The 21,238-nt window shown below is 70.5% G+C and carries 18 protein-coding genes; 15 read left to right on the plus strand and 3 right to left on the minus strand.

The features are described 5' to 3' along the window. The first annotated feature begins 61 nt into the window (after positions 1 to 61). Entirely contained in the window at positions 62 to 1,225 is a 1,164-nt protein-coding gene (locus M4960_RS13880; protein ID WP_123338999.1) for a mechanosensitive ion channel family protein, read from the plus strand. Between the two features lie 88 nt (positions 1,226 to 1,313). Here M4960_RS13880 and M4960_RS13885 read toward each other — a convergent pair whose 3' ends face one another. Next, positions 1,314 to 1,505 (minus strand): hypothetical protein, encoded by a 192-nt coding sequence (locus M4960_RS13885; RefSeq protein WP_111085947.1) that lies wholly within the window; start codon positions 1,503 to 1,505, stop codon positions 1,314 to 1,316. 93 nt (positions 1,506 to 1,598) lie between these two features. Between M4960_RS13885 and M4960_RS13890 the strand changes: the two genes are divergently transcribed. After that, the gene (locus M4960_RS13890) at positions 1,599 to 2,750 is read left to right on the plus strand and encodes an SLC13 family permease (RefSeq protein ID WP_248704541.1); all 1,152 of its coding nucleotides are present in this window, start codon (positions 1,599 to 1,601) and stop codon (positions 2,748 to 2,750) included. Between the two features lie 44 nt (positions 2,751 to 2,794). Here the strand turns inward: M4960_RS13890 and M4960_RS13895 are convergent, their stop codons facing one another. Then, entirely contained in the window at positions 2,795 to 3,766 is a 972-nt protein-coding gene (locus M4960_RS13895; protein WP_123292263.1) for a magnesium transporter CorA family protein, read from the minus strand. Between the two features lie 68 nt (positions 3,767 to 3,834). Further along, the gene (locus M4960_RS13900; protein WP_248704542.1) at positions 3,835 to 6,348 is read right to left on the minus strand and encodes a hypothetical protein; all 2,514 of its coding nucleotides are present in this window, start codon (positions 6,346 to 6,348) and stop codon (positions 3,835 to 3,837) included. 135 nt (positions 6,349 to 6,483) lie between these two features. Here M4960_RS13900 and otsA point away from each other — a divergent pair, with 135 nt between their 5' ends. The 13 genes from otsA to M4960_RS13965 all read left to right on the plus strand — a co-directional run bounded on the left by otsA (position 6,484) and on the right by M4960_RS13965 (position 21,053). Next, positions 6,484 to 8,076, plus strand: a complete 1,593-nt coding sequence (gene otsA / locus M4960_RS13905; protein ID WP_123292265.1) for an alpha,alpha-trehalose-phosphate synthase (UDP-forming) — start codon at positions 6,484 to 6,486, stop codon at positions 8,074 to 8,076. Next, the gene (gene otsB / locus M4960_RS13910) at positions 8,069 to 8,851 is read left to right on the plus strand and encodes a trehalose-phosphatase (RefSeq protein WP_123938751.1); all 783 of its coding nucleotides are present in this window, start codon (positions 8,069 to 8,071) and stop codon (positions 8,849 to 8,851) included. The genes otsA and otsB overlap by 8 nt, the downstream gene beginning before the upstream one ends. Positions 8,852 to 8,943: 92 nt before the next feature. Then, positions 8,944 to 10,638, plus strand: coding sequence for a dihydroxy-acid dehydratase (ilvD, locus tag M4960_RS13915; RefSeq protein WP_123292267.1), 1,695 nt, complete (start codon positions 8,944 to 8,946; stop codon positions 10,636 to 10,638). A 47-nt stretch (positions 10,639 to 10,685) separates the two neighbouring features. Further along, positions 10,686 to 12,509, plus strand: a complete 1,824-nt coding sequence (locus M4960_RS13920) for an acetolactate synthase large subunit (protein ID WP_123292268.1) — start codon at positions 10,686 to 10,688, stop codon at positions 12,507 to 12,509. Next, a complete protein-coding gene (gene ilvN, locus M4960_RS13925; protein WP_022907763.1) occupies positions 12,506 to 13,006 on the plus strand; it encodes an acetolactate synthase small subunit in 501 nt (166 codons plus the stop codon). Before M4960_RS13920 ends, ilvN begins: the two co-directional genes overlap by 4 nt. Positions 13,007 to 13,057: 51 nt before the next feature. Further along, entirely contained in the window at positions 13,058 to 14,083 is a 1,026-nt protein-coding gene (gene ilvC / locus M4960_RS13930; protein WP_111085939.1) for a ketol-acid reductoisomerase, read from the plus strand. Positions 14,084 to 14,295: 212 nt separating this feature from the next. Further along, a complete protein-coding gene (locus tag M4960_RS13935; protein ID WP_123292269.1) occupies positions 14,296 to 15,486 on the plus strand; it encodes a mannitol-1-phosphate 5-dehydrogenase in 1,191 nt (396 codons plus the stop codon). A 61-nt stretch (positions 15,487 to 15,547) separates the two neighbouring features. Beyond that, positions 15,548 to 16,012, plus strand: a complete 465-nt coding sequence (locus tag M4960_RS13940) for a hypothetical protein (RefSeq protein WP_111085937.1) — start codon at positions 15,548 to 15,550, stop codon at positions 16,010 to 16,012. After that, positions 16,009 to 16,389, plus strand: coding sequence for a hypothetical protein (locus M4960_RS13945; protein ID WP_159574067.1), 381 nt, complete (start codon positions 16,009 to 16,011; stop codon positions 16,387 to 16,389). Before M4960_RS13940 ends, M4960_RS13945 begins: the two co-directional genes overlap by 4 nt. A 78-nt stretch (positions 16,390 to 16,467) precedes the next feature. Next, complete coding sequence (gene serA, locus M4960_RS13950; protein ID WP_248704543.1) at positions 16,468 to 18,057, plus strand: phosphoglycerate dehydrogenase; 1,590 nt, start codon at positions 16,468 to 16,470, stop codon at positions 18,055 to 18,057. Beyond that, positions 18,057 to 19,127 carry a 3-isopropylmalate dehydrogenase gene (locus tag M4960_RS13955; RefSeq protein WP_123292273.1) on the plus strand — a complete coding sequence of 357 codons (1,071 nt, stop codon included), beginning with the start codon at positions 18,057 to 18,059 and terminating at the stop codon, positions 19,125 to 19,127. The genes serA and M4960_RS13955 overlap by 1 nt, the downstream gene beginning before the upstream one ends. Positions 19,128 to 19,142: 15 nt before the next feature. After that, positions 19,143 to 20,252 (plus strand): branched-chain amino acid aminotransferase, encoded by a 1,110-nt coding sequence (locus M4960_RS13960; protein WP_123339009.1) that lies wholly within the window; start codon positions 19,143 to 19,145, stop codon positions 20,250 to 20,252. Positions 20,253 to 20,282: 30 nt separating this feature from the next. After that, entirely contained in the window at positions 20,283 to 21,053 is a 771-nt protein-coding gene (locus M4960_RS13965) for a fumarylacetoacetate hydrolase family protein (protein WP_123292275.1), read from the plus strand. Positions 21,054 to 21,238: the final 185 nt, after the last annotated feature.

Below are 21,238 nucleotides of genomic sequence, written 5' to 3' on the forward strand. Positions count from 1 at the left end.
CGGTCGCGTCCTGGGCCGGTTTTCTGAACGACGCCTGTCGTTTCGTTGCTTGCATGGAGGGATGGACATCCTCCTCCGACTCCTGGTCGCGATCGGGTTCGCCCTCCTCATCACCGCCGTCGCCGCGGTCGTCCTGCACCTGGTGCTGCGGACGGTCGCGCGACGGGAACGGTGGGCCGGCGTGCTCTCGCGCCGGGCGAAGCACCCGTTCCGCACCACCCTGCTCGTGGTCCTGCTCTGGATCGCGTTCACCTCGAGCGTCCCGCGCGACGCCGACGCGTACCCGTGGCGCGACGAGGTCGTGCACGGGTTCCTCATCGTCACGATCGCGGTGGGCTGCTGGCTGGCGTGCCAGATCGCGATCTTCCTCGAGGACCTCGGCCTGCACCGGTTCCGGATCGACGTCCCCGACAACCGCCAGGCCCGCCGCATCCGCACGCAGGTCCTCATCATCCGGCGGCTGACCGTCGCCGTGCTCGTCATCATCGCCGTCGGCGCGATCCTGCTCACCTTCGACGGGGTCGAGGCGGCGGGCGCGAGCGTCCTCGCGAGCGCCGGACTCATCTCGGTCGTCGCGGGTCTGGCGGCGCAGTCGACGCTCGGCAACGTCTTCGCGGGCATGCAGCTCGCGTTCTCCGGGTCGATCCGCGTCGACGACGTCGTCGTGGTCGAGCAGCAGTGGGGGCGGATCGAGGAGATCACCCTGACCTACGTGGTCGTGCACCTGTGGGACGACCGGCGCTTCGTGCTGCCGTCGACGTACTTCACGAGCACCCCGTTCGAGAACTGGACGCGCACCAACAGCGAACTGCTCGGTGCCGTCGAGATGGACCTGGACTGGCGGGTCCGTCCGGGGGAGATGCGCGAGGAGCTCGACCGGATCCTCGACCGCACCGAGCTGTGGGACCGCCGCGTCAAGGTGCTGCAGGTCACCGACGCCGTGCAGGGGTACGTGCGGGTGCGGGTCCTCGCGACGTCGCACGACGCACCGTCGCTGTTCGACCTGCGCTGCTACATCCGCGAGGAACTCGTCGAGTGGATCCAGCGCACCCACCCCGACGCCCTGCCGGTCCAGCGCGTGCTCATGGTCGACGAGACCGCACCGCGGCGGCGCACGGCGTCGACCGCTGCCGACTCGGCGCTGTTCGCGCCGGGGCAGGAGGACCGCGCGGCGCTCTTCACCGGTCCGATCCAGACGTCCGACATCCCGCCTGCGGAGCGCTGACGGGCTCCGGAGCCGACACAGGACGGACGGGAGGCCCGGTGCCAGCTGGCACCGGGCCTCCCGTCCGTCGTGTGGTCGCGATCGCGACCTACGGCTGGCGCGCCTTGACGGCGCGGTCGTCCTCGACCACCGTGCCGATCGCCACGATCGTGGTCGCGATCCACGCGACCCACGTCAGGGCGAGCCGCCAGTCGCGGGGTCCCTGGCGGGTGGTCTGGAGCACGCTGTAGCCGCTGATGAGCGAACTCCACACCGCACCGTTGAACATGAACTTGCGCACAGAGGCCTCCTGTCGTCGTGCTGCCAACGCTACCGGTCAGTACATTGGAGCGCCGCCGGACACCCTGCCCGGCGCACTCGTGGAGGAGCGCCCGTGCGTCAGGCCGTCATCGGAGCAGTGCTGCTCGTCATCGGCGCGGTGTGCGTCGCGCTCGGCCTGCTGCCGCTCGGCGACCTCGGGGTCCTGGCCGAGCGGGTCCTGCCCGTCCTCGGGTTCGTCCTCGGGCTGACGATCGTCGCCGAGCTCGCTGCGGACGCCGGGGTGTTCGACCGGCTCGCCGACGTCGCGGCACGTGTCGGCGGCGGACGCACGATCGGGCTCTGGGGCGCCGTCGTGGTCCTCGCCGTGCTCTGCACGGTCTTCCTGTCGATCGACACGACCGCGGTACTGCTCACCCCGATCGTGATCTCACTGGCGCGCCGGGTCGGGCTGCCGCCGATGCCGTTCGCGCTCACCACCGTCTGGCTCGCGAACACCGCGTCCCTGCTGCTGCCGGTGTCGAACCTGACGAACCTGCTCGCCGTCGACCGGATGGGCCTCGGCGGCCCGCTGCCCTTCGCCGGGCTGATGGCCTGGCCGGCCGTCGCCGGGGTCGTCGTGCCGTGCGCCGTCCTGCTCGTGGTGTTCCGCGGCAAGCTCTTCGGGCGCTACACGCCGGTGTCGGTGCGGCGTCCGTCCGACCCGGTGTCGTTCTGGGCGGCGTCCGGTGTGCTCGTAGCGCTCGTCGTGGCGCTCACCGCCGGGGTGACGGTCTGGATCGCGGCCGTGGCCGGTGCCCTCGTGCTCGTCGTCGTCGCGGCGTTCCGGTCGCCCGCCGAGCTCCGGCCGTCGCGGGTGCCGTGGTCGACGCTGCTGTTCGCCGCCGGGCTCTTCGTCGTGGTCGAGACCCTGCACAGCACCGGGCTCACCGACCCGATCGTGCGGGCGCTCGGCGACGGCACCGGGACCGGACCGCTCCTGCTGCTCGGCGCCGGGGGAGCGGTGGCGGCGAACGCGATCGACAACCTGCCCGCGTACCTCGTGCTCGAGCCCGCTGCCGGTCACGAGGCCGTGCGGTACGCGGCGCTCCTCATCGGCGTGAACGCCGGGTGTCTGGTGACGCCGTGGGCCTCGCTCGCCACCCTGCTGTGGCACGCACGGCTGTCGGCCGAGGGCGTGCACCTGTCGTGGGGCAAGTACATGCTGCTCGGGTGCATCGCGGCGCCGCTCACCGTGGTCGCCGGGGTGCTCGCGCTCGCGATCTGAGCGCGTGGCCGCCGGGGTGCTCGCGCTCCGACGCGCGGTCGCGGTCAGAGCCAGTCGCGGGCCTTGAAGACGCGGTAGAGCACGAGCGACGACGCGACGATGAGCGCGAGCGAGACGTACAACCCGCTCCACGCACCCTCGCCCGGGAACGTCACGTTCTGCCCGAAGAAGCCGGTGATGGCGGTGGGGATCGCGATGATCGCGGCCCAGCTCGTCACCTTCTTCATCACGGTGTTCTGCCGGTTCGACGCCAGGTTGAGGTTCGTGTCGAGGACACTCGAGACGGCGTCGCGCAGTTGCTCGACGGAGTCCGAGATCGACACCAGGTGGTCCTCGACGTCGCGGAAGTAGGGCCGGATGCCGTCCGAGATCGTCTCCGCGTCGCCGTGCAGCAGCGACGCGACGCTGTCGCGGGTCGGGACGACGAGCCGCCGCAGCACGCCGAGGGCCTTGCGGAGGCGGAACGACCGGCGTTGGATCTGCTGTTCGCGGGCGTTGCCCCGCTCGAACAGGTCGTCCTCGAGGTCGTCGATCCGTCGCTCGATGTCCTCCACGGTCTCGGTGGCGTGGTCGACGACGGCGTCGAGCAACGCCCAGACGAGCCACGGCACACCGTGCTCGGCCACGTCGGCGTTCGCGTCGAGCCGGTGCTCCATCGCGGCGGTGTCGACGTCGGCCCCGTGGATGGTGACGAGGGCGTGCTCGGTGACGAACGCCTTCACCTCGTGGGTGACGAGCTCGCCGTCCTCGCCGAGACCGCCGACGTCGTAGACCACGAGGAACAGGCTGTCGCGGTACCGGTCGAGCTTCGGGCGCTGGCCCTGCTCGACGGCGTCCTCGACGGCGAGGGCGTGGATGCCGAGCTCCTGTTCGACCTGCACGAGGTCGTCGTGCACCGGGTCGGTGTAGTCGACCCAGACGAAGGTGTCCGCGTCGGCGACGAGGTCCGAGACCCGGTCGACCGGGAAGTCCCGTTCCGCCGCGTCGCCGTTCCGCCACGCCCGTGTCCTGACCATGCGCGTCAGCCTAGTGAGACGGCCGGCCCGGGGATCCCAGGCCGGCCGTCGTCGCGTTCGGTGGTGCGTCAGTAGGCGGAGACGAGCTTCCCGTCCTCGACCTTCAGGTACTGGTACACATCGAAGCTGTCCTCGCCGTGCTCTTCGTCCCCGAAGTACGAGGTGTAGTCGTACTCGACGACACCGTCCTTCGTGCTCTGCACCATGACCGTGCCCGAACCGGAGGCCTCGACCTCGACCTCGGGCATCGTCGTGACGTCGTAGCGCACGGCACCATCAGCGTCGTACGGGCCGTACCAGGGGCACCCGCTCAACGCGCTGAGGTCGGTCTTCGTGGCGCAGTCGTCGATCAGGTCGGTCACGTACTGCTCGGCGTCCTGCTGCAGCGCCTTCGTGGCGGTGGGGGTGAAGTCGACGTACCCGGACGACGTCGCGCCGACCGACACCTGCTCGGTGCCGCCGGTGAAGTACTTCGTCCCGCCGACCTGCACCTCGTAGGTGCCGGGGTAGGCGAGCGAGGTGAACCGGCCGTCGCTGATCTCGCCGATCTCCTTGCCGCCGACCGTGACCGGGGCACCCTCGAGCACCTCGGACGCGGTCAGGGTGACGGTCTGGGCGAGCGGCTCGGTGACGCGCCACTCGTCCTTCACCAGGAACGAGGTGCCGGTGCGCCGGAGGCTGACCTGGCCGGAGCGGTTCTTGCCGCCCTGGGTGTAGCTGACGGTGGCGAGGGCGGTGTCACCGCTCGTCGACACGCGGCCGATGCGGATGTCCGACGGACGGTCCTTCGCGCTCTTCAGCACCGCGGTGTCGAGCATGGCGGCGTCGGACGGCACCTCGCTGAGTCGGGCGGCGGTGTCGGCGTCGCCACTCGCGATGGCCTGCACGTAGGACTTCACGGTCGGAGCCGGACCCCACACGTTGGCACGGAGCACACCGGTGGTGACGGCTCCCGCGATGACGACGACGACCACGGCGCCGCCGGCGATGAGCGAGCGGACCAGGACCTTCTTGGCGCGCGGCGACATCGGAGCGGGCGCGGGAGCGCCGCCGCCGACGAAGGGCTGTTCCGGCTGACCGGGGTGCCCGACGCCGGGCGTCGCCGCCCACGCTGCTGCCGCCGGGTCGCCCGCGGGCGCCGCCGACGGGAACGCCGGGTCGGCCGACGGGAACGCAGGGTCGGCCGGCGGGAACGCCGGGCCGGCCGGCGGGAACGCCGGAGTCGCTGCCGGGAAGGTCGGTGCGGCCGCCGGGCGCTGGTCCGCTCCGACGAGGCGCGAGGTCCGCAGCACGACGCCACCGCCGAGGCGGGGGAGCAGCACGGGCGCGAGGTACCGTGCCACGGCCTCGATCGCGCCGCCCCACAGCGCGAACACGAGCGGCGTCCACGGTGCGATCCCGATCGAACCGGTCCCGCTGACGGCGCTGATGCCCGTCGCCTGGTAGGACACCAGGCCGGTGCCGAGCACGAAGAGCAGGAGCCCGAGGGCGAACCAGACGACCGGGGTCACGACCCAGTCCAGCGTGGTGCGGAACCGGTCGTTGCGGCGGACAGCGAGTGCGAGGCCCGCGACGACCGAGGTCACGACGACGAGCAGGACGACGAGCCAGGTCCAGCCGCCGGCGCCGCCGAAGACCGACGCCGTGCTGCCCGCCGACCCGAAGCCGAACAGCCCGACGCCGCCGAAGAAGCCGAGGGCGGTGAGGCCGACCGCGACGTTGCCGACGAGCACCGGCAGCGCTGCGCCCCACGAGGGCTGTGCGACCAGGGCGACGACGATGACGACGACCGTCACCAGCACGACGAGCACCGTGAGCTGCGACGCCGCGACGCGCAGCGTGCCGAGGACGCGACCGGCGAACACGTTCCGGCCGAGCAGGGCCGACGGGCGTGCGAGCACCGCGGCGAGTGCGCCGATCACGAAGGCCCCGAGGATGCTGCCGAGGCCGACCGCGTGCACGGGGTCGATGGAGGCGCCGGAGACGGCGGGGAACCGGATGGCGAGGATGCCCGCGGCGGCGTTGGTCAGCACCGTGGTCACCAGCCCGGACAGGACGGCGGTCAGCAGGATCGGGGTGCGCCCGAGGCCGCGGGTGCGGATGCGACGGGTGAGCACGACGGCCAGCACGACCTGCGCGGCGAGCACGAGCGCCGGCACGACCGCGAGTGCGCCCGACCCCGACCCGAGGAAGCCGATCGAGCCGGACAGGTGCAGACGGCCGAGGTCGGCGAGGGCGACGAGCTGGGCGGGGGTGCCGAGCAGGACGCTGACCCCGGACAGCAGCGACTGGACGTCGGGGGTGCTCCCGGCGCCGAGGTCGGTCCCGGTGCCGGTCGACCCCGACCCGACGGAACCGGATCCGCCCGCTGCCAGCACGGCGACGGTGAGGAGCAGTGAGATCGCAGCGACCACGTAGGCGGCGACCCAGCCGCCGACGGCGGCGAGCACGGCGGCCAGCCAGTCACGGCCGGACACGGACCGCAGCAGGCGACCGAACGCATCCGACGACTGCGGGCCGGGCTGCCCCGGCGGGACGGGCGGGACGGGCGGGACGGGCGGGTTCGGCGGGTTCTCGCTCATGGCTGGTGGGTCCTCTCCGACCGGGAGGCCGATGCCGCACGCCAGCACCCGTGTCCCCCCGACACGCACCCGCAGCGTACCGGAACCCGCCGATCCGCCGTGAATCCGCTGTCCGGGCGCTGGTAGATTCCCACCGTGTCTGCGCCTTCTCGTTCCTCCACCAAGTACGCCTTCGTCGTCGCCTCGAACCGCCTGCCGGTGGACCGGGTCGTCGACCAGGACGGCAACGAGGGATGGCGGCACTCGCCCGGTGGCCTCGTCACCGCCCTCGAGCCCGTGATGCGCGCGAACGACGGGGCCTGGGTCGGCTGGGTCGGCCAGCCCGAGGTCGAGGTCGAGCCGTTCGACAACGAGGGCATCCACATCGTGCCGGTCCCGTTGTCCGACGACGACGTCGAGGAGTACTACGAGGGCTTCAGCAACGACACCCTCTGGCCGCTGTACCACGACGTCATCGAGCACCCGAGCTACCACCGCGACTGGTGGAACGCCTACAAGCGGGTCAACGAGCGCTTCGCCGCCCAGATCGCCGAGATCACCGAGCAGGACGGCATCGTCTGGGTGCAGGACTACCAGCTGCAGCTCGTGCCGGCACTGCTCCGGGCCAAGCGTCCCGACCTGACGATCGGCTTCTTCAACCACATCCCGTTCCCGCCGGTCGGCATCTACGCCCAGCTGCCCTGGCGCGCGCAGATCCTGGACGGCCTGCTCGGCGCCGACGTCATCGGCTTCCAGCGCCACGACGACGCGAGCGACTTCCTCCGCGCGGTCCGTCACATCAAGGGCTACACGACGAAGGGCCAGACGATCGACGTCCCGGTCGACGACCCGGACGCACCGCGCAGCCGCAAGGGCATCACGGTCCGCCACGTCGAGGCCCGGCACTTCCCGATCTCGATCGACGCCGAGGCCTTCGAGGACATCGCGCGCCGTCCCGAGGTGCAGGAGCGTGCCCGCGAGATCCGCGAGAGCCTCGGCAACCCGAAGACGGTGCTGCTCGGCGTCGACCGCCTCGACTACACCAAGGGCATCCGACACCGCATCAAGGCCTTCGGCGAGCTCGTCGAGGACGGCCGCATCAAGGTCGAGGACGCCGCCCTCATCCAGGTCGCGAGTCCGAGCCGCGAGCGCGTCGACACCTACGCCACGCTCCGCGACGAGATCGAGCTGAGCGTCGGCCGCATCAACGGCGACCTCGGGGTCATCGGCCACCAGCCGATCTCGTACCTGCACCACGGCTACCCGCGCGAGGAGATGGTGGCGCTCTACCTGGCCGCCGACATCATGCTCGTCACCGCGCTGCGCGACGGCATGAACCTCGTCGCGAAGGAGTACGTCGCGGCCCGCTTCGACAGCGACGGAGTGCTCATCCTGTCCGAGTTCGCCGGTGCCGCCGACGAGCTGAAGCAGGCCGTCATCGTCAACCCGCACGACATCGGCGCGCTGAAGGACAGCATCGAGCGCGCGATCGAGATGCCGCGCCGCGAGCGCTCGACACGCATGCGTGCGCTCCGGAAGCGCGTGCGCGACAACGACGTGGCGCGCTGGTCGCGCTCGTTCCTCGAGGCGCTCGACCGGCACGCGCCGCGGAACGCCCAGCTCGACCCGTCCGCCACCGACCCGGCGGACCGACACCGTGAGGCGCAGACCGACAACATGTCGATCTTCGACCAGGACGCCCAGTCCGCCAGGGCTGCCGAGGACACCCGGGAGGCACGTGATGACTGAGACCACCACCGACCAGACCGCCATCGACACGGCTCTCGAGACGCTCGCGGCTGCGCCGCGACTCATCGTCGCCCTCGACTTCGACGGCACGCTCGCGCCCTTCGCCGACGAGCCGTCGCAGGTCGGCGCCCTGCCGGGCTCGTGGGCAGCGGTCCTGACCCTGCACCGCGCGAAGGACACCGAGGTCGTGCTCGTCTCCGGTCGCCCGCTCGGCAGCCTCGCGGCCGTGTCGCACGCGCCGCAGGACATGGCGCTGGTCGGGTCGCACGGTGTCGAGTGGCGCGTGGACGGCCACGACGAGGCCGCCCTGACCGACGACGAGGTCGCCCGCGTCGCACGCATCGGTGCGGCGCTCGACGAGGTCGGCGCGCGGTACCCGGGCGTCGTCATCGAGCACAAGCCGGCCGGCCACGGCGTGCACACCCGTCGCGTGAGCGCCGAGGTCGCCGCGCAGGCGAACGCCGACGCGAGCCGTGCGGCGCACGATGCCGACGCCGACGTGCTCGAGCGCGGTGGCAAGGACATCGTCGAGTTCGCCGTCCGGCACGTCACGAAGGGCGACGCGATCGCCCGGCTGCGCGAGCTCCACGGTGCCGACGCGGTGTTCTTCGCCGGTGACGACGTCACCGACGAGGACGGCTTCCGCGTGCTCGGGGACGGCGACGTCGGCGTGAAGGTGGGCCCGGGGGAGACCCGTGCCGGGTACCGCATCGCGGACCCGGCGGCCCTGACCGGCGTCCTGAAGCAGCTCGCGCGCCTGCGTGCGACGCGCTGACCAGGGTGATCCGGGCCTCCCGGTCGGGCTCCAGAACATGCGAACGCATGTTGTTGTCCAACTGGTATCCCAAAGCGTCCTAGACTCGCTCCATGCCTGATATCGACGTCAAGCCGCGCAGCCGGGTCGTCACCGACGGGATCGAAGCAACCACCTCGCGTGGCATGCTGCGGGCCGTCGGTATGGGAGACGAGGACTGGAGCAAGCCGCAGATCGGCATCGCGTCCTCGTGGAACGAGATCACGCCCTGCAACCTCTCGCTCGACCGCCTCGCACAGGGCGCCAAGGAAGGCGTCCACTCCGGCGGCGGCTACCCGCTGCAGTTCGGCACCATCTCCGTCTCGGACGGCATCTCGATGGGCCACGAGGGCATGCACTTCTCGCTCGTCTCGCGCGAGGTCATCGCCGACAGCGTCGAGACCGTCGTCAACGCCGAGCGCCTGGACGGCACCGTCCTGCTCGCTGGCTGCGACAAGTCCCTGCCGGGCATGCTCATGGCCGCCGCGCGCCTCGACCTGGCGAGCGTGTTCCTGTACGCGGGTTCGGTCATGCCTGGCTACGTGAAGCAGGCAGACGGCACGATGAAGGAAGTCACGATCATCGACTCCTTCGAGGGCGTCGGTGCCTGCAAGGCCGGCACGATGTCCGAGGAAGAGCTGAAGAAGATCGAGTGCGCCATCGTCCCGGGCGAGGGCGCCTGCGGTGGCATGTACACGGCCAACACCATGGCGAGCGTGGCCGAGGCCCTCGGCATGTCGCTGCCGGGCTCCGCCGCCCCGCCGAGCGCCGACCGCCGCCGTGACTACTACGCGCACCGCTCCGGCGAGGCCGTGGTGAACATGCTCGAGCACGGGATCACCGCCCGCCAGATCCTGACGAAGGAAGCGTTCGAGAACGCGATCGCCGTGGCGATGGCCCTCGGCGGCTCCACCAACGTCATCCTGCACCTGCTCGCCATCGCCTACGAGGCCGAGGTCGAGCTGTCGCTGGACGACTTCAACCGCATCGGTTCGAAGGTCCCGCACCTGGCCGACATGAAGCCCTTCGGCAAGTACGTCATGGTCGACGTCGACCGCAACGGCGGCATCCCGGTGATCATGAAGGCGCTGCTCGACGCCGGCCTGCTGCACGGTGACTGCCTCACCGTCACGGGCAAGACCGTCGCCGAGAACCTGGCCGAGATCGACCCGCCGGCGCTCGACGGCGAGGTCTTCCGCACGCTCGACAACCCGATCCACGAGACCGGCGGCCTGACCGTCCTGCAGGGGACCTTCGCCCCCGAGGGTGCCGTGGTGAAGACCGCGGGCTTCGACGCCGAGGTGTTCGAGGGCCCCGCGCGGGTGTTCGACCGCGAGCGTGCCGCGATGGACGCCCTCACCGAGGGGAAGATCCAGAAGGGCGACGTCGTCGTCATCCGCTACGAGGGCCCCAAGGGCGGCCCGGGCATGCGCGAGATGCTCGCCATCACCGCAGCCATCAAGGGCGCGGGCCTCGGCAAGGATGTACTACTCTTGACCGACGGACGATTCTCAGGCGGCACAACCGGCCTGTGCATCGGCCACATCGCACCCGAGGCAGTGGACGCAGGTCCAGTTGCCTTCGTGCGCGATGGCGACCGCATCCGTGTCGACATCGCGGCTCGCTCGCTCGACCTACTGGTCGACCCGACCGAGCTGGAGGCCCGCCGTGACGGCTGGGCCCCGCTGCCCCCGCGCTACACCCGCGGAGTCCTCGCGAAGTACGCCAAGCTCGTGAAGTCCGCCGCCCAGGGCGCGGTCACGGGCTAGCGTTCGACACACGCACCATCGCCACCTCTCCAGGCAAGGACCACCTCATGCCCACGGAAGCAACTCCGCTGTCCGCGGCCGCCGGTGCACGCCGGTCGCCGGAGATCCTGACCGGCTCGGGAGCCGTCCTCCGGACGCTCGAGCACCTCGGGATCACCGACGTCTTCGGCCTGCCGGGCGGTGCCATCATCCCGTTCTACGACGAGCTCATGGCGTCGAAGACGATCCGCCACATCCTCGTCCGCCACGAGCAGGGCGCCGGCCACGCCGCCGAGGGCTACGCCTCGGCGTCCGGCAAGGTCGGTGTCGCCATCGCGACGTCCGGCCCCGGTGCGACGAACCTCGTCACGGCCATCGCCGACGCCTACATGGACTCGGTGCCCTTCATCGCGATCACCGGCCAGGTGTTCTCGACGCTTATGGGGACCGACGCGTTCCAGGAAGCCGACATCGTCGGCATCACGATGCCGATCACGAAGCACTCGTTCCTGGTCACGGACCCGGCCGACGTGCCGGCGACCCTGGCCGCGGCGCACCTCATCGCGACGACCGGTCGGCCCGGCCCCGTGCTGGTGGACATCACGAAGGACGCCCAGCAGAAGTCGGCGCCCTACGTCTGGCCGCCCAAGATCGACCTGCCCGGCTACCGACCGGTCACCAAGGCGCACGGCAAGCAGATCACCGCGGCCGCGCAGCTCCTGGCCGAGGCCGAGCGTCCGGTGCTCTACGTCGGCGGCGGCGTGATCCGCTCCCGTGCGACCGCCGAGCTGCTCCGCTTCGCCGAGGCGACGGGTGCGCCCGTCGTGACGACGCTGATGGCACGCGGCGCCTTCCCGGACTCGCACCCGCAGCACCTCGGCATGCCCGGTATGCACGGCACCGTCCCGGCGGTGCTCGGTCTGCAGGACAGCGACCTGATCATCGCGCTCGGTGCCCGCTTCGACGACCGCGTGACGGGCAAGGCCGACGAGTTCGCGCCGAACGCCAAGGTCGTGCACGTCGACATCGACCCGGCCGAGATCTCGAAGATCCGCTTCGCCGACGTCCCGATCGTGGGCGACGCCCGTGAGGTCCTCGTCGACCTGCTCGACGCGTGGGGCGGCATCGCCGTCGACGACCGCGCCTCGACGGCCGACTGGTGGACGAAGCTCCGCCAGCTCAAGGTCGACTTCCCGCTCGGGTACGCCGAGCCGACCGACGGGCTGCTCGCCCCGCAGGCCATCATCAAGCGCATCGGCGAGCTCTCCGGACCCGAGGCCGTCTACGCCTCGGGTGTCGGACAGCACCAGATGTGGTCGGCGCAGTTCATCAAGTACGAGCGCCCGAACGCCTGGCTGAACTCCGGCGGCGCGGGCACGATGGGCTACTCCGTCCCCGCCGCGATGGGCGCGAAGGTCGCCCAGCCGGACCGCGTGGTCTGGGCGATCGACGGCGACGGCTGCTTCCAGATGACGAACCAGGAACTCGCGACCTGCGTCATCAACGACATCCCGATCAAGGTCGCGATCATCAACAACTCGTCGCTCGGCATGGTGCGGCAGTGGCAGACGCTGTTCTACGACGGTCGTCACTCGTTCACCGACCTCGAGACCGGCCACGACTCGCGCCGAGTGCCCGACTTCGTGAAGCTGGCGGACGCGTACGGTGCCCTCGGCATCCGCGTCGAGAAGGCCGACGAGGTCGACGCCGCCATCCAGCTCGCACTCGAGACGAACGACCGCCCCGTGGTGATCGACTTCGTCGTGAGCCGTGACTCGATGGTCTGGCCGATGGTCCCGCAGGGAGTCAGCAACTCGTCCATCGAGTACGCCCAGGCCCTCGCACCCACCTGGGACGATGAGGACGCCGACATGACGGGGGAAACCGCATGAGCCACGTCCTGTCCCTCCTCGTCGAGGACAAGCCCGGTCTGCTGACCCGCGTCGCGGGCCTGTTCGCCCGCCGCGGGTTCAACATCGAGTCGCTCGCCGTCGGCAACACCGAGGTCGACGGCCTCAGCCGGATCACCGTCGTCGTCGACGTCGAGGACCTCCCGCTCGAGCAGGTGACGAAGCAGCTCAACAAGCTCGTCAACGTCATCAAGATCGTCGAACTGGACTTCTCGCAGTCCGTCCAGCGCGAGCACATGCTCGTGAAGGTCCGCGTCGACAACCAGACACGGTCGGCCGTGCTCGAGGCAGTGAACCTGTTCCGCGCACAGGTCGTCGACGTCGCGAACGACTCGCTCATCGTCGAGGTGACCGGAGACCCCGGCAAGATCCAGGCGATCCTCCGCGTCCTCGAGCCCTACGGCATCAAGGAGCTCGCCCGTGCGGGACTCCTCGGCATGGGTCGCGGACCGAAGAGCATCACCGACCGGGTGCGCTGACCAGCGGTCCGCCACCCCCACAATCCACCAGAACCAAGGAGACACACCCTCGTGACTGACATCGTGTACGACGCCGACGCCGACCTGACGCTCATCCAGGGCAAGAAGGTCGCCGTCATCGGGTACGGCTCGCAGGGCCACGCCCACGCCCTCAACCTCCGTGACTCGGGTGTCGAGGTCAAGATCGGCCTCAAGGAGGGCTCGAAGAGCCGTCAGAAGGCCGAAGAGGCCGGCTTCGAGGTCCTCACCCCGGCCGACGTCACCGCCTGGGCCGACGTCGTCGTCATCCTCGCGCCGGACCAGGTCCAGCGCATCGTCTACGCCGACGACATCCGTCCGAACCTCAAGCCGGGCGCCACGCTCGTCTTCGGCCACGGCTTCAACATCCGCTTCGGCTACATCGAGGCGCCCGAGGGCGTCGACGTGTCGCTCGTCGCCCCGAAGGGCCCGGGTCACACCGTCCGTCGCGAGTACGAGGCCGGCCGTGGCGTCCCCGTGATCGTCGCCGTCGAGGTCGACGCGTCGGGTTCCGCCTGGGACCTCGCCTGGTCGTACTCGAAGGCCATCGGTGGTCTGCGCTCCGGCGGCATCAAGACGACCTTCACCGAGGAGACCGAGACCGACCTGTTCGGCGAGCAGGCCGTCCTGTGCGGTGGCACCTCGCAGCTCATCCAGTACGGCTTCGAGACCCTGGTCGAGGCGGGCTACCAGCCGCAGATCGCGTACTTCGAGGTCCTGCACGAGCTCAAGCTGATCGTCGACCTGATCTGGGAGGGCGGCCTCACCAAGCAGCGCTGGTCGATCTCCGACACCGCCGAGTTCGGTGACTACGTCTCCGGCCCGCGCGTGATCTCGCCCGACGTCAAGGAGAACATGAAGGCGGTGCTCGCGGACATCCAGAACGGTGCCTTCGCGAAGCGCTTCATCGACGACCAGGACGCCGGCGCACCCGAGTTCAAGGCGCTGCGCGCCAAGGGCGAGGGCCACCCGATCGAGGCGACCGGCCGCGAGCTCCGCGCGCTCTTCGCGTGGAAGCAGAACGACGGCGACTACGTGGACGGCTCGGCAGCGCGGTAGTCTTCCGAGGAACACTCGATGACGAGGCGGCGGTGCAGCCCTTGCACCGCCGCCTCGCGACGTGACCCGAACGTTATGCAGCAGCTCTTCTCCAGCCCCGACGCCGTGGACCGGCGTCCCGTCGGCGTGCGCCCGGACGATGTGCGACAGCCGTCGTCCGCGGTCCGCACGAGCGGTCAGGGGCGGACCGACCAGCATGGGATGATCATCGGATGGCGGTGACGAAACGAGCGGTCCACATCGGCGCCGGCAAGATCGGGCGTGGGTTCGTGGGCCAGTTCCTCGTGGCGAGCGGCTACGAGCTCACCTTCGTCGACGTCGACGACCGTGTGGTCTCCGCGTTGAACGAAGCCGGACGCTTCGTGGTGCACGAGGTCGGCGAGATGCCGGTCGAGCACCTCGTCTACGGCTTCCGGGCGCTCAGCAGCAAGACCGACCGCGACCGCGTGATCCAGGCGATCGCCGAGGCGGACGTCGTGACGACCGCCGTCGGCGCCCGGACGCTCCCGCTCGTCGCACCGCTCATCGCCGAGGGTCTCGCGGCACGTCCGCTCGAGCGCGGCGACGTCACGATCGTGGCGTGCGAGAACGCGTTCAACGCCACCGATTCGCTGCACGCGAGCATCCGGCGTGCGCCGGTGCTCGAGGACCGCGACATCGCCGCGGTGTTCGCGAACTGCGCCATCGACCGCATCGTCCCCGACCAGTCCGGCGTGCTCGGGCAGTCCGGCGGCCTCGACGTCGTGCTCGAGCCCTTCTACGAGTGGGTCATCGAGCGCACGCCGTTCCTCGGCTCCGACGCCGAACCCCCGACGATCGAGGGCGTCACCTGGGTCGACGACCTGCAGCCCTTCGTCGAGCGCAAGCTCTACACGGTGAACACCGCGCACGCGACGGCCGCCTACCACGGCTACGTCCGGGGCATCCGGCTCATCCGCGAAGCCCTCGAGGACGACGCCGTCCGTGCCGAGGTCGACGGCGTGCTCGCCGAGACCACCGCGCTGCTCGTCGCGAAGCACGGTTTCGACCCGGAGGACCACGCTCGGTACGTCGCGGCGAACCTGTCGCGCATCGCGAACCCGCACCTCCCCGACACCACCGTGCGCGTCGGACGCAACCCGCTCCGCAAGCTCGGCCGACGCGAGCGCTTCGTCGGTCCCGCCGCGCAGCTCGCCGAACGCGGGTTGCCGGTCGAGCACCTGCTCGGGGCCGTCCGCGTCGCGCTCGCGTTCGACGACGAGAACGACCCGGAGTCGATCGAGCTGCACGCGCTGCTCCGCTCCGGCGCGACGGCGCACGCGCTCACCGAGATCCTCACCGGCCTGATGGAGAGCCACCCGCTCTTCCCCGCCGTGCGGGACGTCGTCGCCGAGGTGCTCGCGACGCAGCCCGCCGACGCCTGAGCGCACGTCACACCGGGAACCCGTGGTCTCCCCGTGCGCCGGTCCCTCGTAGGATCGAGGCATGAACACGGCAGCATCCCCACCCGACGGGTCGGTCGACCCGGACGTGACGAACGCCGTCGACCACGACGACGAGGCGCTCAGCTGGGGTGACGCCGACGACGCCACCCACGTCGACGCCGCGCACAACCCGGTCGCCGTCAAGGACCGTGGCGACCGCGACCCCGAGGCACCGGAGACCTCCGGCGCCCTCGTCGGGTTCGGCGTGTTCGGTGGGCTCTACCTGCTCTACACGGTCGCCTGGCTGCTGACGGCGTCGACCTCGTACGTCTCGGGTGTCGACACCGTCCTGACGGTCTTCGTCGAGGTGCTCCGGTTCCTCGCCATCCTCGCGCCGGCGCTGTGGTTCACAGTGGTGCTGTGGGCCGCCCGCGGCAGCCGGACCCGGACACGACTGCTCTGGATGCTGCTCGGCGCCGTGGTGCTGTTCCCGTGGCCGTTCCTGCTGACGCGGAGCTTCGGGTGACCGCCGCGACGCCGGTCGACCGCCGGTCGCGCGGACCGGTCGTCGGCCGCATCGCGGTCTGGCTCGTGTTCGCCGTGCTGTTCGCCTACATGACGGTGCAGGCGGTGGGGAACCTCACGCAGATCTCGCAGCGGGTGGACGAGTTCAACGCGTTCCTCGCGACCACCTCCGGTGGCGAGTCGCTGCAAGCGAGCACGCCCTGGGTGTGGCTGGTCCTGGACATCCTGATCGCCCCGGTCGCGTTCGTGGTCGCCCTGGTGATCACGCGTCGTGCGCGGCTCGCGGTCACCCTCGCCGTCTTCGTCCTCGCCTTCGCGGCGGCGGGCGCCCTCTGGCTCGACCTGCAGCTGTTCGTGCCGAGCCTGCTGCAGTTCTAGGCGCCCGCGGTCGTAACGGGCCGCGCACGTCGATAGCATGGTGGGATACCAACCGTCTCTCGTGAGGAAACAGCAGCTGTGTCGAAGCCGGTCGTCCTGATCGCCGAAGAACTCTCGCCCGCCACGGTCGACGCCCTCGGGCCCGACTTCGAGATCCGGAACGTGGACGGCACCGACCGCCCCGCGCTCCTGTCGGCCCTCGCCGACGCGGATGCCGTGCTGGTGCGTTCCGCCACCAAGGTCGATGCCGAGGCGATCGCCGCGGCCCCGAACCTCAAGGTCGTCGCCCGTGCCGGTGTCGGCCTGGACAACGTCGACATCAAGGCGGCGACCACCGCCGGTGTCATGGTGGTGAACGCGCCGACGTCGAACATCATCTCCGCCGCCGAGCTCACCGTCGGGCACATCCTGTCGCTCGCCCGCCACATCCCGGCCGCGCACGCGTCGCTGGCCGCCGGTGCGTGGAAGCGCTCGTCGTACACCGGCGTCGAGCTCTACGAGAAGACCGTCGGCATCATCGGTCTCGGCCGCATCGGCGCGCTCATCACGCAGCGCCTGCAGGCCTTCGGCGTCCAGGTGATCGCGTACGACCCCTACGTCACGACGGCTCGCGCCCAGCAGCTCGGGGTCGAGCTCGTCTCCCTCGACGACCTGCTGCGGCGTGCCGACTTCGTCACGATCCACATGCCGCGCACGCCCGAGACCCTCGGCATGATCTCGGACGACCAGTTCGCGCTCATGAAGCCGACGGCGTTCGTCGTGAACGTCGCCCGCGGCGGCCTGATCGACGAGGACGCCCTGCACCGTGCACTGACCGCGAACACCATCGCGGGTGCCGGCCTCGACGTCTTCGTGTCGGAGCCCCCGAAGGACTCCCCGCTCGTCGCGCTGCCCAACGTGGTCGTCACGCCGCACCTGGGTGCCTCGACGGACGAAGCGCAGGAGAAGGCCGGCGTCTCGGTCGCCAAGTCGGTGCGTCTCGCGCTCGGCGGCGAGCTCGTGCCGGACGCGGTCAACGTCGCCGGCGGCGTCATCGACCCGTACGTCCGCCCCGGCATCCCGCTCGTCGAGAAGCTCGGCCAGGTCTTCACGGCCCTCGCGACGTCGCCCGTCACGAGCATCGACGTCGAGGTCCACGGCGAGCTCGCCGAGTACGACGTCAGCGTGCTCAAGCTCGCGGCGCTCAAGGGCGTCTTCACCGACGTCGTCAGCGACCAGGTCTCCTACGTCAACGCCCCGCTCATCGCGGAGCAGCGCGGTGTCACCGTACGGCTCATCACCGAGACCGACAGCCCCGAGTACCGCAACGTGCTCACGATCCGCGGCGCCCAGTCCGACGGCCCCGCGATCAGCGTCTCCGGCACGCTCACCGGCCCCAAGCAGGTCGAGAAGCTCGTCGAGATCAACGGGCACGACGTCGAGGTCCCGCTCGACCGGCACCACGTCGTCATGGAGTACGTCGACCGCCCGGGCATCGTCGCGGTCTACGGCAAGGAGTTCGGCGAGGCCGGCATCAACATCGCGGCGATGCAGATCTCGCGCCAAGCCGCCGGCGGCCAGGCGCTCAGCGTCCTGACCGTCGACTCGCCGGTGCCCGCCGAGATCCTCGAGCACGTCGGCCGGGCGATCGACGCCTCCTCGCTCCGCGAGATCGACATCACGCTCTGATGGCCGTCCGGACGCTCCAGCTCGCGGTGATCCGCGGGGACGGCATCGGACCAGAGGTGGTCGACGAGGCCCTCAAGGTCCTGCACGCCGTGACCCCGGACGACCTCGTCATCGAGGAGACCCCGTTCTCCCTCGGTGCGACGCGCTACCTCGAGACCGGTGACATCCTCACCGAGGACGACATGTCCGCCATCGCGTCGCACGACGCGATCCTGCTCGGCGCCGTCGGCGGGGACCCCCGCGACCCCCGGCTCGCCGGCGGGATCATCGAGCGTGGGCTCCTGCTGAAGCTGCGCTTCGCGTTCGACCACTACGTCAACCTGCGGCCGACCAAGGTCCACGACGCCGTCGCGACGCCGCTCGCCGACCCGGGCGCGGTGGACTTCGTCGTCGTGCGCGAGGGCACCGAGGGGCCGTACGTCGGCAACGGCGGAGCGATCCGCACGGGCACGCCGCAGGAGATCGCGACCGAGGTCTCGCTGAACACCGCGTTCGGTGTCGAGCGGGTCGTCCGCTACGCCTTCGACCTGGCGAACCGTCGGGCACGGAAGCACCTCACGCTCGTGCACAAGAGCAACGTCCTGGTGCACGCCGGGGCCCTGTGGCAGCGCACGGTCGCGGCCGTCGGCGCGGAGTTCCCGGACGTCACGGTGGACTACCAGCACGTCGATGCGGTCACCATCCACATGGTGCGGGATCCTGCTAGGTTCGACGTCATCGTCACCGACAACCTCTTCGGCGACATCATCACCGACCTGGCCGGCGCGATCAGCGGCGGCATCGGTCTGGCGGCCTCGGGCAACATCAACCCGGACGGCACCTTCCCCAGCATGTTCGAGCCGGTCCACGGCTCCGCGCCGGACATCGCGGGTCAGCAGAAGGCCGATCCCACGGCCGCCATCCTCTCCGTCGCCCTGCTGCTCGACCACATCGGTCGCAGCGACCTGGCGACGGCGGTGACGCGGGCCGTCGAGGCGGACCTGGCAGACCGGGGCACCACGCAGCGTCGCACGGCCGAGATCGGCGACGCCATCGCCGCCGCGGCCACGGCACGCACCACCACCGCCTGAGAAGGAGCCCTCCCCATGAGCACCGACACCGCCTTCGGACTCGAGTTCGCCACCACCCCGTCCGCGGACCGTCGTGCCGCCGCCGAGCGCGAGGAGATCCTCGCCGACCCGGGCTTCGGCAAGCACTTCACGGACCACATGGCCACCGTCGAGTGGACGCTCGACGGCGGTTGGCACGGTGCCTCGGTCCACCCCTACGGCCCGCTCTCGCTCGACCCGAGCGCCAGCGTGCTGCACTACGCGCAGGAGATCTTCGAGGGGCTCAAGGCGTACCGGCACGCGGACGGGTCGGTGTGGTCCTTCCGCCCGGACGCCAACGCCCGTCGGTTCCAGCGGTCGGCCCGTCGGCTGGCGCTGCCGGAACTGCCGGTAGAGGCCTTCGTCGAGTCGATCCGGCAGCTCGTGCAGACCGACGTCGACTGGGTGCCGTCCGCGCCCGAGACGAGCCTGTACCTCCGGCCGTTCATGATCGCGACCGAGTCGTTCCTGGGGGTGCGTGCCGCGCAGGCGGTGGCGTACCACTGCATCGCGAGCCCGGCCGGGGCGTACTTCACCTCGGGCCCGAAGCCGGTCTCGATCTGGCTGTCGACCCAGTACGCCCGCGCCGGCAAGGGCGGGACCGGTGCCGCCAAGACCGGTGGCAACTACGCGTCGTCGCTGCTGCCCCAGCAGGAGGCCTACGAGCACGGGTGCCAGCAGGTCATGTTCCTCGACTCGGTCGAGGGCAAGTACCTCGAAGAACTCGGCGGCATGAACGTCGTGCTCGTGAAGTCCGACGGCACGCTCGTCACGCCCGACTCCGACTCCATCCTCGAGGGCATCACGCGCGACTCGATCCTGCAGTTGGCAGAGGACCGCGGGCTCACGGTCGAGAAGCGCCGGGTGACCCTCGACGAGTGGCGTGACGGTGTGGCCGACGGCTCCATCACCGAGGCGTTCGCCTGCGGGACGGCCGCCGTCGTGACGCCGATCGCGGAGCTCCGCGGCGAGGGCTTCACGATCGGTTCGCCGACCGAGGGCGCCGGGGAACTCACGATGTCCCTGCGCGACGAGCTCACCGACATCCAGTACGGCCGTCGTCCCGACCCGCACGGGTGGATGACGAAGCTGACCGACGCGTCCTGATCGAGGCTCGGGCGTGGGTAGGGTCGAACGGTGAAGATCGCACGGTTCAGCAGCAAGGGTGAAGACCCCCGGTACGGCATCCTCGACGAGCGGCACCTGGTGGTGCTCGCCGGAGACCCGATGTACCAGGGGTTCGAGACCACGGGGGAGCGCGTCGCACTCGCCGACGCCAAGCTCCTCGCCCCAGTCATCCCGCGGTCGAAGGTCGTCGGGGTGGGGCTCAACTACCTCGAGCACGCCTCGGAGATGGACGAGCGTGCCGGCGACGACCCGGTGGTGTTCCTCAAGCCGAACACCTCGGTGATCGGACCCGACGAACCCATCCGTCTGCCGGCGGACATCGGCCGCGTCGACCACGAGGGCGAACTCGCCATCGTGATCGGATCGCTCGCCAAGAACGTCCGGCGCGAGGACTTCGCGAGCGTCGTGCTCGGGTACACGATCGCCAACGACGTGACCGCCCGCGACCTGCAGGCCCGCGACGGCCAGTGGACCCGTTCGAAGGGGTTCGACACCTTCTGCCCGCTCGGCCCCGTGATCGAGACCGAGATCGACCCGTCGGACATCCGCATCGAGACCCGCGTGGACGGCGACCTGCGCCAGGCGGGCTCGACGAACGAGATGGTCCACGACATCCCCTCGCTGGTCGAGTTCGTGTCGTCGATCTGGACCCTGCTGCCCGGTGACGTCATCCTGACCGGTACCCCCGCCGGGGTCGGCCAGATCCGCGACGGCGAGGTCGTCGAGGTCACGATCTCGGGCATCGGCACGCTCAAGAACCCGGTGATCGCGCGCCACTGACCCGGCTCGTCACCTTACGGCCCGTTCCCCCTCGGGGGAGCGGGCCGTTCCGCGTTCGGCGCCGATCCGGGCGACACGCCCGGGATGCAGCCTGGCTTGGCGCAGCCGTTCGTCCCTGCGTAAAGTAATCACTCGTTGCCACGGCGGCGGAGAACGGAACGGCTGAGACGGTCACTGGGTTACCC

Origin of the sequence: Curtobacterium sp. MWU13-2055, assembly GCF_023242305.1 — a bacterium.
Classification (GTDB): domain Bacteria; phylum Actinomycetota; class Actinomycetes; order Actinomycetales; family Microbacteriaceae; genus Curtobacterium.

Excerpts from the sequence above, each read along its gene's own strand:
- M4960_RS13880 (WP_123338999.1), top strand. The coding sequence starts at position 62 with ATGGACATCCTCCTCCGACTCCTGGTCGCGATCGGGTTCGCCCTCCTC.
- M4960_RS13895 (WP_123292263.1), bottom strand. The coding sequence starts at position 3,766 with ATGGTCAGGACACGGGCGTGGCGGAACGGCGACGCGGCGGAACGGGAC.
- M4960_RS13900 (WP_248704542.1), bottom strand. The coding sequence starts at position 6,348 with ATGAGCGAGAACCCGCCGAACCCGCCCGTCCCGCCCGTCCCGCCCGTC.
- otsB (WP_123938751.1), top strand. The coding sequence starts at position 8,069 with ATGACTGAGACCACCACCGACCAGACCGCCATCGACACGGCTCTCGAG.
- ilvD (WP_123292267.1), top strand. The coding sequence starts at position 8,944 with ATGCCTGATATCGACGTCAAGCCGCGCAGCCGGGTCGTCACCGACGGG.
- M4960_RS13920 (WP_123292268.1), top strand. The coding sequence starts at position 10,686 with ATGCCCACGGAAGCAACTCCGCTGTCCGCGGCCGCCGGTGCACGCCGG.
- ilvN (WP_022907763.1), top strand. The coding sequence starts at position 12,506 with ATGAGCCACGTCCTGTCCCTCCTCGTCGAGGACAAGCCCGGTCTGCTG.
- M4960_RS13935 (WP_123292269.1), top strand. The coding sequence starts at position 14,296 with ATGGCGGTGACGAAACGAGCGGTCCACATCGGCGCCGGCAAGATCGGG.
- M4960_RS13940 (WP_111085937.1), top strand. The coding sequence starts at position 15,548 with ATGAACACGGCAGCATCCCCACCCGACGGGTCGGTCGACCCGGACGTG.
- M4960_RS13955 (WP_123292273.1), top strand. The coding sequence starts at position 18,057 with ATGGCCGTCCGGACGCTCCAGCTCGCGGTGATCCGCGGGGACGGCATC.
- M4960_RS13960 (WP_123339009.1), top strand. The coding sequence starts at position 19,143 with ATGAGCACCGACACCGCCTTCGGACTCGAGTTCGCCACCACCCCGTCC.